We start from the raw sequence: 15,552 nt of genomic DNA on the forward strand, positions 1-15,552 counted from the left end.
ATGCTCGCCGTGTCGGCCGTGGGTACCGACGCCGGAGACCCGCTCGGCTGCCTGGATGTCGGCGAACGGGCCGAGCCCACGGCCGTCGACGGCTGGACGACCGTGTCGGTCCGCGCATCCGCTCTGAACCGGCACGACCTGTGGACGTTGCGCGGCGTCGGCCCGCCGTTCCAGCGCATACCGATCATTCTGGGCTCGGACGCGGCCGGAGTGGACGAGGACGGCAACCCCGTCATCGTCCACTCGGTCATCGGGGACCGTGCGAACCGCCGTGGGGAGGAGGATTCCGGCCCGCACTGGTCCGTGCTCGGCGAGCGGCACGACGGAACGTTCGCGGAACGGGTGGCCGTTCCCCGGCGCAACCTCGTGCCCATGCCTGCGGGCATGTCCTTCGAGGACGCCGCGTGTCTTCCCGGGGCCTGGCTGACGGCTTACCGCATGCTCTTCGACCGGGCAGCGCTGGAGCCCGGCGGTACCGTCCTGGTCCAGGGCGCGGGCGGCGGGGTCTCGACCGCCCTGATCGTCCTGGGGTCGGCCGCCGGGTACCGCGTCTGGGTGACGAGCCGCAGCGCGGGGCGCCGCAAACAGGCCGAGGCCCTTGGCGCAGAGGCCGCCTTTCCGCCCGGCGCGCGGCTGCCGGAACGGGTCGACGCCGTGATGGAGACGGTGGGCGAGGCCACCTGGGAGCACTCGTTGCGCAGCGTCCGTGACGGTGGTCGCATCGTGGTCAGCGGCGCGACCACCGGAGCGTTGCCGCCCGCGGGGCTGACACACGTCTTCTTCCGCCAACTGACCATCGCCGGCTGCACTCTCGGCACCCTGGACCAGCTGGCGCGGCTCTCCCGCTTCTGTGCGCGGAACCGGCTCGCCCCGGTCATCGACCGTGTGCTGCCGCTGTCCCGGGCCCCCGAGGGCTTCCGGGCCATGTCCGACGGTTCGGTCTTCGGGAAAGTCGTCTTCGCCTCATGAGACGGATGGTCCGGAAAGCCGACTGAAGGGAGGACGGCCCACTCGTTGCACAGAAATCGCGGCACCTTGCACAGAAATCACGGCACCGCCGCTCACGCATTCACATGACGCCTTTTCCCTTCGGGAACGGGTTGTTCAGCATGCGATAAAAGATCACTCAATGCGCCGCGGGCAGGGCTTGACGGTCAATTATTCACCGGTATAGCTTCACCTTCGAAATCCACGCCGGCCATCGAATCCACACTCAAGGAGCGTGACTTTTCATGGCAGTTCCCTCTCCCACCAAGGAAGCCGTCGAAGGATTCGTCGTCGATGTGCTGGAGAAACTCGGCATCGATCGGGAGCAGATCACACTTGACGCGTCGTTCGACGACTTGGGGGTGGACTCGCTTCATGTGACCGAGCTGGGGCAGGCGGTCAACAGGGAATTCGACATCCACGTGCACGCTGCGGACCTGGAGGAGACCCAGAGCCTCAGGGAGGCGCTGAATGCCATTTACGGGAAAGCCGGCCTCTAGGACAAGGTAGCCATGACCGTCACACTTGCCGGTGCCGGAGCGGCGCTGCCCGAGCGGGTTCTGCGCAACGACGACTTCGTTCACCTCGACACCTCCGACGAGTGGATCGTCCAGCGCACCGGCATCCGGGAACGCCGCCGGCTGGCCGCGGACGCGAGCCTCGCGGAGCTGGCCACGGACGCCTGCGCACGGGCACTGTCGGACGCGGGCATCGCCCCGCGCGACATCCGGCATGTGGTCGTGGCCACCTCCACGGCCGACCGGATCAGCCCGGGGATGGCCGTCGAGGTCGCGACCCGGCTGGGCATCGACCGGCCGGCCGCCTTCGATGTCAGCGCGGGCTGCTCCGGGTTCCTGTACGCACTGGACCACGCGATCGCAGTGATCGAATCGGGACGGTCCGAGCATGTCCTCGTCTGCGGCGCCGAGGCGCTTTCCCGCATCACCGACCACACCGACCGCAACACCGCGGTGCTGCTCGGAGACGGAGCGGGCGCGGTCGTCGTGTCGAAGGCGAGCGGCAGCCTGCGCCCCTCCTTCACGCTCGGCTCCGACGGCACGCAGATCGGACTCCTCTACGTGGGGCAGGACCGGTTGCTGCGCATGCGCGGGCGGGAGATCTTCGAAAACGCCGTGGACCTGATGGCCGGGCACACACAGCTGGTGCTCGAAGAGTGCGGCCTCGGCCCGGACGACCTCGATCTCTTCGTCGCCCACCAGGCCAACGTCCGTATCATCCAGGCCGTCAGGCGTCGGCTCGGTGTCTCCGCCGACCGGGTGTTCCTCAACGTCGACAAGGTTGCCAACACCTCCTCCGCCTCCATACCGCTGGCCCTCGCGCACGCGAACGAACAGCGACTGCTGCGCCCCGGTGCCGTGCTGGGGCTCACGGCGTTCGGCGCGGGGCTCTCCTGGGGCGCCGGGATCATCACCTGGAAGAGCCCGGCGGTGCACGGCGTGGACGAGCTGCCCGTCAGCCGGGGTGAGAGGTGAACATCTCGGGCAGCGTCGCGCTGGTCACCGGTGGCACCTCCGGTCTCGGTCTGGCCACCGCGGAGAGATTCCTTGCGGCCGGCGCCCGCGTCGTCCTCGTGAGTCCGACGCGCGCCAAGGGCCGGGCCGCCGCCGAACGGCTCGGCAGCGGAGCCGTCTTCGTCGCCGCCGACGTCAGCAGCGAAGAGGACGTCGGCGCCGCGCTCGACGTCGCGCAGGAACTGGGCACGCTGCGCACCGTCGTGAACTGCGCCGGCGTCAGCAACGCCATCAAGACCGTGGGCAGTCGCGGCGCGTTCCCGCTGGCGGAATTCACCGACGTCATCCGGGTCAACCTGATCGGCACGTTCAACGTCATCCGGCTCTTCGCCCAGCGCGTGGGCCAGGCCGACGACGTGGACGGCGAGCGCGGCGTCGTGGTCAACACCGCCTCCATCGCCGCCTTCGACGGCCTGATGGGCCAGGCCGCCTACGCCGCCTCCAAGGGCGGCATCGTCGGCCTGACACTGCCCGTCGCCCGCGATCTCGCCGCCCTGAAGATCCGCGTGGTCACCATCGCTCCCGGGCTGTTCCACACCCCGATGCTCGCGGCCGTACCCGCGGCGGCCCGCGCCGAGCTCGGCTCCCGGACTCCGCATCCCGCCCGGCTCGGCGACCCGAGTGAGTACGCGGAGCTGGCGCTGCACATCGTGGCGAACCCCATGCTGAACGGCGAAACCATCCGTCTCGACGGAGCCATCCGCATGGCTCCGTGCTGAAGCACCGTCCTGACGACCCAGAAAGGCACGGTCCCGATATGACCGGCAAAGACGGCATTCTGTCCGGCAAGGTGAGCCTGATCACCGGCTCCAGCAGCGGCATCGGCGCGGCCGCGGCGCGGGTGTTCGCGCGCGAGGGCTCCGCTGTCGTACTGACCGCGCGCCGCGAGGACCGCCTGGCGGCTCTGGTCAAGGAGCTGCGGCAGGCGGGGGCGGACGCGGAGTACGTGGTGGCGGACGTGATCCGGGCCGATGACATGCGGCGCGTCGTGGACTTCACCGTGGAACGCTTCGGCCGGCTCGATGCGGCGTTCAACAACGCGGGCTTCGCGGTCGGCCGCACGCCGTTGCACCTGATGGACGACGAGCTGTACGACCCCATCATGGACACCAATGTCCGAGGGCTCTTCAACTGCCTGCGGCCCGAGATCGCGACGATGCTGGAGAAGGGGACCGGTGGCGCGATCGTCAACACCAGCAGCGTCGGCGGACTGGTGGCATCACCGGTCGCGGCCCCGTACGTCGCCTCCAAGCATGCGGTCATCGGGCTGACCAAGGCCGCCGCCGCGGAGTACGGCGGCGAGGGAATCAGGGTCAACGCCATAGCCCCCGGCACCACACGCAGCGAGCTGGTGGAGGAGTGGTACGCCCAGAACCCCGAGATCGAGAAGGAGCTGCACCGGACGACGCCCCAGCCGCGTACGGCGGACCCCGAGGAGACCGCCGAGGCGGCCGCATGGCTGTGCAGTGACCGCAGCTCCTATGTCACCGGCGTGACCCTGCCGGTCGACGGCGGCTTCACCGCGCTGTAGCCGACTGCGCGCGCTCCCGTTCACCCTCACCGTCAGGCAAAGGAGAATGTCGTGGTTGGTCGCCTCGAAGGAAGCGTGGCGGTGGTCACCGGCGCCGGGTCCGGCATCGGCAGAGCCATCGCCGAACGGTTCGCGGCGGAGGGCGCCACAGTCTCCGTCTGGGACCTGGACGAGAAGGACGCCGCCGGTACGGTCGCAGCGCTGACGGAACGCGGCGCGACGTCCACGGCATGCGTGGTCGATGTCGCCGACGGGGCGTCGGTCGGCCGGGCCGCCGAGCGCTCCCTGGCCGCGTTCGGGCGGGTGGACGTTCTGGTCAACAACGCGGGGATCTTCGACTCTTACGCGCCGGTACTCGACACGAGCGAAGAGCAGTGGGACCGCGTCCTGGGCGTCAACCTCAAGGGGATGTTCCTCGTCACCAAGTCGCTGCTGCCCGCGCTCCTCGACGGCGGCGGAACGGTCGTCAACACCTCCTCGATCTCCGGAGTGGTGGCGGGCGGCGGCGGGATCGCCTACACGTCGTCCAAGCACGGCGTGATCGGGTTCACCAGGCAACTGGCCGCCGACTACGGCAAACAGGGGGTGCGGGCCAACGCGATTCTGCCCGGCGCCGTGGAGACACCGATGACGAGGCCGATCCTTGAACAGGGGGACGCCGCCATCCTGGAAACCGTCCGGAGTGTGCCCGCCCAACGGCACGCGCAGCCCGCGGAGATCGCGAACCTCGCGCTGTTCCTCGCGAGCGACGAGTCCTCGTTCGTGCACGGCGCCAGCTACGTCATCGACGGGGGCTGGACCGTTCTCTGACCCGCGGCACCGCCGACTTCGGGGGCCGCGGCCGCCACGGCGCCCATAAATGGACAGGTAGCCTGAAGAGATATACCGTGCAGGCTACCTGTTCACTTGGCGAAGTGGTGATGACGGACCAATGGATCTGGCAGCGTTGGCCATGGACCTGGATTTCGCGATGCGGCTGCTGCGCGGCCGCATCCGGGCGGAGTCGGGTGTGGATGCCGAAGGGTTGTCGCGTCCCCAACTGACGGCGCTTTACCGCGTGGTGCGCGAGGGGCCGATCACCACGAGCGAACTGGCCGCCTTGGAGTACATGCGTCCCCAGTCGATGGCGCAGACGCTGGCAGGGCTGGAGAAGGCCGGCCTGGTGCAGCGCAGCCCCGACCCGACCGACGGCCGCAGAGTACTGCTCTCCGGTACGGAGCGGGGCAGCGAACTGGTCACCGATCTGCTGGGTCTGCACGCCCGTTGGCTCAGTGCGGCGATCGCGGAAGAGCTGGCCCCCGAGGAACAAGAGGAGCTGGCAGCGGCCGTGAAACTGATCGGCCGACTCGTCGACAGCACCGTCGGCCCGGTCGTGAGCACGCGCCGCAGGGGCGCCCATGGGGGTGCGCGGTGAGCGGCGAGTTAACCCGCGACAAGGCTGCGGCAGCAGACGGCTCGGCGCGGACGCCCGGGTGGCGTCTGGTCGCCCCGCTGCTGGTGGGATCGGCCCTGAATCCCATCAACAGCTCCATTCTGGCGACGGCGCTGGTGCCCATCGCCCGGTCGCTCGGGGTGAACATCGCGGCGACCGCGGTGTTGGTGTCGTCGCTGTACCTCGCCAGTGCGATCGCCCAGCCCACCATGGGCAGGCTGGCCGAGCGGTTCGGCCCGCGGCGGGTCTTCCTCGCCGGCCTGAGCCTGGTCGGCGCGGGCGGCATCCTGGGAACCCTGGCCCCGAACCTGACGACCCTGACCGTGGCCCGGGTGCTGCTCGGGATCGGCACGGCCGGCGGCTACCCCACGGCGATGATGATCGTGCGGCGGCTCGCCGAGCGCCATCCGGAGATGAAGGTCGGCGGCACACTGGGCGCGCTGTCGGCCGCCGGGCTGGTGACCGCGGCCGTGGGGCTGCCGATCGGCGGCGCACTGGTGGCGGTGGCGGACTGGCGGGCGACGTTTCTCGTCAACGTGCCGATGGCGCTGATCGGCATCGTGATGACCCTCCGCTGGGTTCCGGCCGACGACGGCTCCGGTACGCGCGCTTCGGCGTCGTTGCTCAGCGAGCTGGACCCCCCGGGCATGGTGCTGTTCGCCTCCACGGTCACCTGCATGCTGTTGTTCTGCGGCGATCTGGCCCATCCGGACTGGCTGTTGCTGGCCGCGACCCTCGTGTCGGCGGTCGCGCTCGTGCTCTGGGAGCGCAGGGCCCGACTGCCCTTCATCGATGTGCGGATGCTCGCCCGGAACCGGCCGTTGAGCATGACCTATCTGCGCGTCGGGGCCACCCTGTTGGTGCCGTACTGCATTCTCTACGGCCTGTCCCAGTGGTTGGCGGAGAGCCGGGGGATGTCGGCCATCACGGTCAGTCTCCTGCTGCTGCCCATGTCGTTCCTGGCCTCGGTGGTCACCATCCCCTTCTCGCGTCGGCAACTCGTACGCGGCCCGCTGATCGCCGCGGCAGCCGCCGCGCTGGTCGGGTCGCTGGCGATGGTGAGGTTCAGCCATGACACTCCCGTGGCCGTGATCGCGGCGGTGACGCTGGTGTTCGGAGTGACGACCGGCCTGGGCTCCGTGGGCAACCAGACCGTGCTCTATGCGCAGTCCCCCGCCGAACAGGTCGGTGTGGCCTCGGGGTTGCTGCGCACCTCCACCAACCTCGGCGCCATCATGTCCTCCAGCCTGGTGAGCCTGGCGCTCGGCAACACCGCCGGCGACGCAGGTCTGCACGTCCTGGGACTGGCCCTGGCCGGGCTCGCCACACTGCTGTTGCTGGCCACCGTCTTCGACAGGCTGCCGGCGCACACCCGTTGACCCGGGTGCGGGTCACCGCTCTCGCTTCGGCGGCGACCGTCACCCCTGCCCCGCCCGGCGGGCTGCTTCTGTCGGGCCCGTGCCCGATGCCGGGACTGTTGTACATCCGCGAGAACGACCGAAAGGAAAGACCACGATGACTGACGCCATCACCTTTGTGCCGAGCCGCACGGCCTTGCTGCTCATGGATGTGCAGGCGGGCATCCTCGGCCTCCTCTCCGACCCTTCCGAGTTGGTGCAGCGGGCCAAGGAGGTCCGACAGGCGGCCACGGCCGCGGGTATCCAGGTCGTCTATGTGCGGGTCGCTTTCACCGAGGAGGACTTCAAGGGCATCTCGGAGAACAACAAGACCTTCGCCCCCGTGGCCGAGAACCACCTCTTCGCGGAGGGTTCTCCCGAGACCGTCATCGCTCCCGAGGTCCAGCCCGGGCCGGACGACAAGGTCTTCACCAAGACCCGGACCGGCGCGTTCAGCACGACACCACTCGACGATTTCCTGCGCGAGCGCGGGATCGACACCCTGGTTCTGGCCGGGGTCAGCACCACCGGAGTCATACTGTCCACCGTCCGCGACGCGGCCGACCGTGACTACCGGGTGGTCGTGCTCTCGGACGTCTGCGCCGACCCCGACGCGGCCGCCCATCGCACGCTGCTCGAATCGGTCTTCCCCTCGCAGGCCGACCTTCTCGACAGCAAGTCCTTCGCCGACAGCCTGGTCGCGGGCCACGCGGACGGAGCCGGCCCGGCGGAGTGACCGACGTGACGCCGGCCGGGGGCCACACGGTCCCCGGCCGGCACCCACTCGTCGGACAGCGTCGCGCCCCTCCCACAGGCGTCGCTCTCGCCACCGTCGGCCTGGCAGCGGCCCGCCCGGGGACCACGCGGAGCATACGGGGCACGGCCGTCGGGCGGTGGCACCCAACTACCGTGGAGGCGCCGCATGGCGATCCGGATCAGGATCGGTGACTACGAGCGGGTGACGGACGACGCACTGGGCCGGCACGCGGTCGGCTACTTCCCCCGTATGACCGAGCGCGAGGCATGGGAAGCCGGACGGGGAGTATGGCGCTTGGACCTGCGGATGGTCCGGCGCGAGCGGTACGCCCTCATCGTGGGCGAAGGCCGGGTGAGGGCGATCGCCGAGATCACCGACGTGACCGTACACGGGACCGACCGGGGCCGGAAGAAAGCGCTGTGGGGCACGCTCCTGACAGCCGGGCACCCGATCTACGACCACTACGTCCACCAGATCGATCCGCTGCGCAACGATTCGCGCAACAGCGTCGCCTACGGCGACCTGCCGGAGGAAGTACGGTTGCAGGCCCGGCACTGCGCGTGCGGCTGCGGGCAGCCCACGGAGCAGAACTTCGTTCCCGGCCACGCGCTGCGTGCCATCCAGGCACGGATTCGTGAGCACTTCGGCGGCTCGGCGCTCTCCTTCATCGCCTGGCTGGACAACGAACTTCCGGCCGAGGAGCCGCAAGCCGATGTGCTCACCGCCGACAGGGCCGGAACCTGAGAGCGCGGGCAACACCTACGACGGTCAGCCGCTGAAGCCGGTGCCGTCCCCTTTTCCCATGGGATACGAAACTTTCTCCATGGGGTACGAACCGGCCGCTCCGTGTCCGTCCGTGGCTCCCGGATCGCCCTCCTCGGCGTTGGCGTACGACGGTGCTCGAAGCGCCATGCCCGGGCCGTCGGCGAGCGAGTCGGCCGCATCGGTATCGTCGAGTCGTTCGAACGTTCGGTGACCGGAGCGACCGGCGGCCGGACGCACTCGTCGTCGGCGGTGGACTCCGCGCAGGTACGCCCCTGTTGACGTCCGTGAACCGGAGTGCGTCGGCCACGCTTGCTTCGTGTCATTTAGCGACATAGCGTCGCATGACGACACCGCAGGGGAAGGGTGGCGAGGTGCCTTGGTGACGGAGAGACGTAGCGGAGGGGGGATGAGTGAGGCGCGGCGGGCGCGGTTGCGGCTGGAGATCTCCCGGGAGGCGGCACGGCTGTTCTGGGAACAGGGAGTGGCCGCGACGAGCGGGGACCAGATCGCGGCGGCGGTCGGCCTTTCGACCCGCACGATCTGGCGGCATTTCCGCAGCAAGGAGAGCTGCGCCGAGCCGATCGTCCTCCAGGGCACGGTCACGCTGATGAGCGTGTTGCGCGGCTGGCCCCAGGAGCGGTCCCTTGAGGAGCACCTGGATGCGGAGCTGGTCAGGCTCCGTGAGGAGGGGCCGCCCGTCGGTCTTGCCGACGAGATGCTGGGGATGAAGATGATCCGGCTCGCCGACACCGAACCGGCGCTGCGCACGGCGTGGTTGATGGCGTGCGATCAGCTGGAGCGGCAGCTGGCGGCGGTCATCGCCGGCCGTCTGGAGCGTCCCGCCGGTGATCTGGAGGTGCGGATGCACGCCGCGGCCGCCGCCGCGGTGGTGCGGGTGCTGGACGAGCACCTCGGCGCCGCCCTCCTCGCCGACGCCGGCACCGCGGAGTTCCAGGGCGCGGTGGCCGTCTCCCGGCGCTACGCCCAGGCCATCCGGGAGGCGACCGGCGGAGCCATCGGCGATCCCGTCACCTGAGCCGTCCGCGACGTCCCGCGGTGACTGCGGTACGAGCAGGACGGCGACGGCGACGGCGACGGCGACGGCGACGGCGACGGCGACGGCGACGAGAACCGGCACAGTGGGACGCCGAAACGGGGCGCGTCCGCCCGGCCTGCACGTCGATGCCGGCCGGCAGCATCAGACGTGCTCGACATCGCCCTCGCCGTTCCGCTCCGGTGCGGGCTCCGCGTCGGCGAGGTGGTTCTCGCCGGTGGCCGCGGCGCGCCGGATGCGGCGGAAGTAGACGCAGCCCATCGCCCCCTCGTACAGCGCGTAGACGGCCCAGATGAACGTCAGGACGCCGGAGTTGCCGCGGTGGGTCAGGGCGAGGGCGAGGAGGGTGGGGACGCTCAGTCCCCAGACGACGCCGATCCGGGTGAGCAGGACGAAGCGGGTCAGGCCGAAGCTCTCCAGGACGGCGCCGCCCACCATCGAGAACAGGAACGCCACCGCGTACATCCACAGCACCCGCGACGCCCCGATCGCGGCGTCCGTCGTCGCCGCGTCGGCGCCGTCGAGGCCGAACGGGGAGAGCAGCAGCGTCGGCAGGAAGACCTGGAAGAAGGCGATGACCAGGACGTACGCGGAGCCGACAGCGAGGGTTGCACGGAGGACGGACGGGACACGGGCGTGCTGGTTCCCGCCGACGGCGTTGCCGGTCAGGACGGAGCAGCCGACGCCCAGGCCGATCAGCGGGATGATCGCCACGTAGTTGAGGGACAGGGCGACGTTGTTGGCGGCGAGCGCGACGGGCCCGAGGAGGCCGGTGATCCAGACGACGGAGGTGTGACCCAGCTCCTCCAGTCCGCTGGAGCCACCGGCCGGGGCGCCCTTGCGCAGCCGCCGTCCGAGCAGCACGGGCAGCTCCCGGGTGCCGCCCGCCACCAGCCGGGCGAAGCCCGCGTGGAAGGAGCGGGGCAGGCACACCAGGTAGCCCGCGAGCATCACGGAGACGGCGAGGAAGGTGGCGATGCCCGAGCCGCGCATGCCGAGTTCGGGCAGTCCGAAGGTGCCGAAGACCAGGCCGATGTCCATGATCACGCCGACCCCCTGTCCGATGAGGCCGACGACCATCGGGATGCGGGTGCGGCGGGTGCCGTTGAAGTACGACGCGAGCGCCATGTTGACGGTCATCACCGCGCCGAACCGCACCGACCAGGCCAGGAACACCGATTCCAGCGCGGTGCTCGCGGCCGGGCGGTTGCTCAGCTCCGGGATGCGGACGACCAGCGGGGTGGCGAGCAGCAGCGCCGCGGCCAGCCCGAGGGCGAGGAGGACGCCGGCGGCGCCCTCCTCGGCGGTCCCGTCGCGGTCACCGCGGCCGTGGGCCTGGGCGACGTACGAGCGGGTGATACCGGCGATCCCGGTGGCGAACATGATGAGCGTCATACCGGTGAAGACGGCGGGACCCGAGGCCATGAGGGTGGCGTCCGAGTAGCGGGCCAGCGCGATGCGGTCGACCAGCATCATCACCAGGTTGCCTGCCATGCCGAACATCAACGGCAGCGACACCCGGACCACTTCGCGGGCGAGGGACAGATCGGCCCGGGTCCACACCGCCCTCACGCCGTCGCTCCCCGCCTCTACTCGAAGCGCCCCGGGTCCCCCGCGCCGTGGCGGACGACCTCCGGGGCGCCGCCGGAGAAGTCGATGACGGTGGTGGGTTCGGTGCCGCAGTCACCGGAGTCGACGACCGCGTCGAGGACGTGGTCGAGGCGTTCCTTGATCTCCCAGCCCTGGGTCAGCGGCTCGTCCTCGTCGGGCAGCAGCAGGGTGCTGGAGAGGATCGGCTCGCCCAACTCGTCGAGGAGCGCCTGGGCGACGGTGTGGTCGGGGATGCGGACGCCGACCGTCTTCTTCTTCGGGTGCTGGAGCTGGCGCGGCACCTCGCGGGTCGCCGGGAGGATGAAGGTGTAGCTGCCGGGCGTGGCCGCCTTGAGCGTGCGGAACACGTCGTTGTCGATCTGTACGAGCTGGCCCAGCTGCGCGAAGTCGCGGCAGACGAGGGTGAAGTGGTGCCGGTCGTCGAGCTGTCGGATCGACCGGATCCTGGCGACACCGTCCCGGCTCCCGATCCGGCACCCCAGCGCGAAGCAGGAGTCCGTCGGGTACGCGATGAGCCCGTCGGAACGGATCAGCTCGGCGACGCTGCCGAGGGTGCGGCGCTGGGGGTTGTCGGGATGCACATCGAAATACTTCGCCATTCGGCGAGTGTAGGGGGTGGGGCGGGATGGGCAGAGCCGCGGCGCAGGGGCCGGTTCGCGTGTGGTCAGGAGGGTGCCGCGATCCAGCGGGCCATGGCGGCGTGGCGCGGGGCGGGCGCGGGCGGCGGCCCTACGGTGTGGGGATGGACGAGGCCGAGGAGGACGCGGGGTTCCCGGCGTACCGGGCGGCGCGCTGTACGCGCGTGGCGGAGCTGGACGCGGCGGTGACCGGGTGCCGGGCCTGCCCGCGGCTGGTGGCGTGGCGGGAGGAGGTCGCGGTGGTGCGGCGGGCGGCGTTCCGGGACGAGGAGTACTGGGCGCGGCCGGTGCCGGGGTTCGGTCCGGCGGACGCGTCGTTGGCGGTGGTGGGGCTGGCACCGGCGGCGCACGGCGGGAACCGTACAGGGCGGATGTTCACCGGGGACGACGCCGGGGACTTCCTGTTCGCCGCGTTGCACGCCGCGGGACTCGCGTCGCAGCCGACGGCGACGCACCGCGGCGACGGGCTGGAGCTGTACGGCGTACGGATCACCGCGCCGGTGCACTGCGCGCCGCCGGGGAACCGGCCGACCCCGGCCGAGCGCGACACCTGCCGTCCGTGGCTGGCGGCGGAGCTGGCGCTGCTGACGCCGGGGCTGCGGGCGGTGGTGGCGTTGGGGGCGTTCGGCTGGCAGGCGCTGCTGCCGGTGCTGGCGGCGGCGGGGTGGCTGCTGCCGCGGCCGCGTCCGGCGTTCCGGCACGGCGGGCTGGTGACGCTGCCCGGCGGGGAGGACCGGGGCCCGCTGCACGTCCTGGGGTGCTACCACCCGAGCCGCCGCAACACCTTCACCGGGCGGCTGACCGCGCCGATGCTCACGGAGGTGCTGGCGCGGGGCGCCCGGCTGGCCGGGGGCGCGGGGTGAGCGGCCGGGCGGGGGCGGGCTCACGGCGGCCGGTTCCCGGGTGCGGCCGGCGGCCGGTGACGCGGCGGCCGGTTTGCGGGAGTCGCCGACGGCCGGTGGCCGCGGGTCGCGCGGTCCCGGTGCCGCGGCCCACGGCACCGTCCACATGCGGACCGCCTCGGTGACCCTGATCCTGAAGCAGGGGCCGCCGTCCGGCGTGTGCGCGCCCGCGGTGGCCGGTATCGGATCCGACAGGCAGCATGTCGCGGCACCGTGACAGCGGAACGGACACTGATGAGCGACGGATTCATGGGCCCGGAGGGCTTCGAACCGGACCCGTTCGGCGACTTCCTGGGGCGCGTCTTCGGCCGTCCGGGCGGCTCCAGCCGGGCGCCGATGCAGGCGGACATCGCCCGGCTGATGAGCGCCGGGGCCCGCGATCTGGTGACCTCCGCGGCGACGTACGCCGCCGATCACGGCAGTACGGAGCTGAGCACCGAGCATCTGCTGCGGGCCGCGCTGACCACGGAGCCCACCCGCAGCCTCGTACGGCAGTCCGGCGCGGACCCCGACGCGCTCGCCGCCGACATCGACCGCAGCGCGGGGACGGGGCCGCAGCAGCCCCGGGTGGCGGTGACCCCGGCGGTCAAGCGGGCGCTGCTGGGCGCGCACGACATGGCGCTGGGCAGCGGCGCGTCGTACATCGGGCCGGAGCACGTGCTGGAGGCGCTGGCGGCCAATCCGGACTCGGCCGCCGGGCGGATCCTGAACGTCTTCCGCATCGACGCCCAGCACGCCGAGCGGAACGCGGCCCCGGGCCATCCGCCGGTCCCGCCGGAACCGGGTGCGCCGCCGCGGCACGAGACGCCGACGCTGGACAAGTACAGCCGCGATCTGACGGAGGTGGCGCGAGCCGGGCGGATCGACCCGGTGATCGGGCGCGAGGCGGAGATCGAGCAGACCATCGAGGTGCTCTCGCGGCGCGGCAAGAACAATCCGGTGCTGGTCGGCGACGCGGGCGTGGGCAAGACCGCGATCGTGGAGGGGCTGGCGCAGCGGGTGGCCGACGGCGAGGTGCCGGAGACGCTGGCGGGGCGGCGGGTGGTGTCGCTCGACATGACGGGCGTGGTCGCCGGGACGCGCTACCGCGGCGATTTCGAGGAGCGGCTGAACGCCATCATCGAGGAGGTGCGGGCGCACTCCGGCTCGTTGATCGTCTTCATCGATGAGCTGCACACCGTGGTGGGCGCGGGCGGCAGTGGTTCGGAGGGCGGCAGCCTGGAGGCGAGCAACATGCTCAAACCGGCGCTGGCCCGCGGTGAGCTGCACGTCATCGGCGCCACCACGCTGGAGGAGTACCGGCGGTACATCGAGAAGGACGCCGCGCTGGCCCGCCGCTTCCAGCCGCTGCTGGTGCCGGAGCCGGACGTGGCGGACGCGGTGGAGATCCTGCGGGGGCTCCAGGACCGTTACGAGGCGCATCACCAGGTGCGGTACACCGATGAGGCGCTGCGGGCGGCGGTGGAGCTGTCCGACCGGTATCTCACCGACCGGTTCCTGCCGGACAAGGCGATCGATCTGATCGACCAGGCGGGCGCCCGGGTCCGGCTGCGTTCGGGGACGAAGGCGGCGGGTGTGCGGGGGCTGGAGCGGGAGGCCGAGCAGCTGACGCGGGACAAGGACCAGGCGGTGGCGGCCGAGCAGTACGAGCGCGCCACCGAGCTGCGGGACCGGCTCGTCGAGCTCACCGAGCGGATCGGGGCGGGCACCGGGGAGGTGCCGGGCGACGGCCGGATCGTGGAGGTCACCGCGGCGGACATCGCGGAGATCATCTCGCGGCAGACGGGCATCCCGGTCAGCAATCTCACCGAGGAGGAGCGCGAGCGGCTGCTGGGTCTTGAGGAGCGGCTGCACGCGCGGGTGATCGGGCAGGACGACGCGGTGTCCGCGGTGGCGGAGGCGGTGCTGCGCTCGCGGGCGGGGCTGGCCGATCCGCAGCGGCCGATCGGCAGTTTCCTGTTCCTTGGGCCGACGGGCGTGGGCAAGACGGAGCTGGCGCGGGCGCTCGCGGCGGCGCTGTTCGGCAGCGAGGACCGGATGGTGCGGCTCGACATGAGCGAGTACCAGGAGCGGCACACGGTGAGCCGGCTGGTCGGGGCGCCGCCCGGGTACGTCGGCCACGAGGACGCGGGGCAGCTGACGGAGGCGGTGCGCCGCCATCCGTACGCGCTGGTGCTGCTGGACGAGGTGGAGAAGGCGCACCCCGATGTGTTCAACATGCTGTTGCAGGTGCTGGACGACGGGCATCTGACCGATGCGCAGGGCCGGACCGTCGACTTCAAGAACACGGTCATCGTGATGACCAGCAATCTGGGGTCGGAGGCGCTCAGCGGCGGCCGGGGCGCACTCGGGTTCGGGCCGTCGGGCGGGGGCGGCGACGACGGGGCGCGGGAGCGGGCGATGGCCGCGCTGCGGACGCACTTCCGGCCGGAGTTCCTGAACCGGCTCGACGAGATCATCGTGTTCCGGCAGCTCTCCGACGCGCAGCTGCGGGAGATCACCGCGCTGCTGCTGGGCGCGACGAGCCGCCGGATGCGGGCGCAGGACATGACCATCGAGTTCTCTCCGGAGGCGGTCGACTGGCTGACCCGGCGCGGTCACCGCCCGGAGTACGGTGCGCGGCCGCTGCGGCGGACCATCCAGCGGGAGATCGACAACGCGCTGTCGCGGCTGGTGCTCGACGGGGCGCTCTCCCCCGGTGACCGGATCCGGGTGGAGATCGAGGACGACCGTCCGGCGTTCCGGACCACGCCCGGCGGGGAGCCCGCGCCGGGCGCGGAGCCGCCGGGCGGCGCCACGGCGGACAGGAGCCCCGAGCGGCCGTCGGCCGGGTGAGGGACCGGCGGCCGGGCGACGCTTGAGGTCCGGATTCCTTGTGGATTTCTCCCACTTCACCACCGTTTGTCGACATTGCGGCCGGGTACCACAGAGGCACGGGGCACGACC

At 71.3% G+C, this 15,552-nt stretch carries 15 protein-coding genes; 13 read left to right on the top strand and 2 right to left on the bottom strand.

The features are described 5' to 3' along the window. From ACFWWQ_RS09280 to ACFWWQ_RS09330, 11 genes are all read left to right on the top strand, one after another. Positions 1-969, top strand: a complete 969-nt coding sequence (locus ACFWWQ_RS09280) for a zinc-binding dehydrogenase (protein ID WP_384592610.1) — start codon at positions 1-3, stop codon at positions 967-969. A 263-nt stretch (positions 970-1,232) separates the two neighbouring features. Further along, a complete protein-coding gene (locus ACFWWQ_RS09285) occupies positions 1,233-1,487 on the top strand; it encodes an acyl carrier protein (RefSeq protein ID WP_384592613.1) in 255 nt (84 codons plus the stop codon). A gap of 12 nt (positions 1,488-1,499) precedes the next feature. After that, positions 1,500-2,480: a beta-ketoacyl-ACP synthase III gene (locus ACFWWQ_RS09290; RefSeq protein WP_384592616.1), complete on the top strand. Its 981-nt coding sequence runs from the start codon at positions 1,500-1,502 to the stop codon at positions 2,478-2,480. After that, entirely contained in the window at positions 2,477-3,238 is a 762-nt protein-coding gene (locus ACFWWQ_RS09295; protein WP_384592619.1) for an SDR family NAD(P)-dependent oxidoreductase, read from the top strand. The genes ACFWWQ_RS09290 and ACFWWQ_RS09295 overlap by 4 nt, the downstream gene beginning before the upstream one ends. A 38-nt stretch (positions 3,239-3,276) precedes the next feature. Continuing rightward, on the top strand, positions 3,277-4,050 hold the full coding sequence (locus ACFWWQ_RS09300) for an SDR family NAD(P)-dependent oxidoreductase (protein ID WP_384592622.1): 774 nt from the start codon (positions 3,277-3,279) through the stop codon (positions 4,048-4,050). A 51-nt stretch (positions 4,051-4,101) separates the two neighbouring features. Next, positions 4,102-4,860, top strand: coding sequence for an SDR family NAD(P)-dependent oxidoreductase (locus ACFWWQ_RS09305; RefSeq protein ID WP_384592626.1), 759 nt, complete (start codon positions 4,102-4,104; stop codon positions 4,858-4,860). A 142-nt stretch (positions 4,861-5,002) separates the two neighbouring features. Further along, positions 5,003-5,464, top strand: coding sequence for a MarR family winged helix-turn-helix transcriptional regulator (locus tag ACFWWQ_RS09310; protein WP_384592629.1), 462 nt, complete (start codon positions 5,003-5,005; stop codon positions 5,462-5,464). Continuing rightward, on the top strand, positions 5,461-6,861 hold the full coding sequence (locus ACFWWQ_RS09315) for an MFS transporter (protein WP_384592632.1): 1,401 nt from the start codon (positions 5,461-5,463) through the stop codon (positions 6,859-6,861). The genes ACFWWQ_RS09310 and ACFWWQ_RS09315 overlap by 4 nt, the downstream gene beginning before the upstream one ends. 136 nt (positions 6,862-6,997) lie before the next feature. Continuing rightward, complete coding sequence (locus tag ACFWWQ_RS09320) at positions 6,998-7,615, top strand: isochorismatase family cysteine hydrolase (protein WP_384592635.1); 618 nt, start codon at positions 6,998-7,000, stop codon at positions 7,613-7,615. 186 nt (positions 7,616-7,801) lie between these two features. After that, positions 7,802-8,380: a hypothetical protein gene (locus ACFWWQ_RS09325; RefSeq protein ID WP_384592638.1), complete on the top strand. Its 579-nt coding sequence runs from the start codon at positions 7,802-7,804 to the stop codon at positions 8,378-8,380. Between the two features lie 427 nt (positions 8,381-8,807). Beyond that, entirely contained in the window at positions 8,808-9,437 is a 630-nt protein-coding gene (locus ACFWWQ_RS09330) for a TetR/AcrR family transcriptional regulator (RefSeq protein WP_384592641.1), read from the top strand. 162 nt (positions 9,438-9,599) lie between these two features. Here ACFWWQ_RS09330 and ACFWWQ_RS09335 read toward each other — a convergent pair whose 3' ends face one another. Both ACFWWQ_RS09335 and ACFWWQ_RS09340 read right to left on the bottom strand, forming a co-directional pair. Continuing rightward, positions 9,600-11,027 carry an MATE family efflux transporter gene (locus tag ACFWWQ_RS09335; protein ID WP_384592644.1) on the bottom strand — a complete coding sequence of 476 codons (1,428 nt, stop codon included), beginning with the start codon at positions 11,025-11,027 and terminating at the stop codon, positions 9,600-9,602. Between the two features lie 17 nt (positions 11,028-11,044). After that, entirely contained in the window at positions 11,045-11,665 is a 621-nt protein-coding gene (locus ACFWWQ_RS09340; RefSeq protein ID WP_384592647.1) for an L-threonylcarbamoyladenylate synthase, read from the bottom strand. A gap of 143 nt (positions 11,666-11,808) precedes the next feature. On the opposite strand from ACFWWQ_RS09340, the gene ACFWWQ_RS09345 reads away from it, so the two are divergent. Together ACFWWQ_RS09345 and ACFWWQ_RS09350 are read left to right on the top strand one after the other, a co-directional pair. Then, positions 11,809-12,567 (top strand): uracil-DNA glycosylase, encoded by a 759-nt coding sequence (locus ACFWWQ_RS09345; RefSeq protein ID WP_384592650.1) that lies wholly within the window; start codon positions 11,809-11,811, stop codon positions 12,565-12,567. 273 nt (positions 12,568-12,840) lie between these two features. Next, the gene (locus tag ACFWWQ_RS09350) at positions 12,841-15,441 is read left to right on the top strand and encodes an ATP-dependent Clp protease ATP-binding subunit (RefSeq protein ID WP_384592653.1); all 2,601 of its coding nucleotides are present in this window, start codon (positions 12,841-12,843) and stop codon (positions 15,439-15,441) included. Positions 15,442-15,552 lie beyond the last annotated feature (111 nt).

This window comes from Streptomyces sp. NPDC059080 (assembly GCF_042739975.1).
Classification (GTDB): domain Bacteria; phylum Actinomycetota; class Actinomycetes; order Streptomycetales; family Streptomycetaceae; genus Streptomyces; species Streptomyces benahoarensis.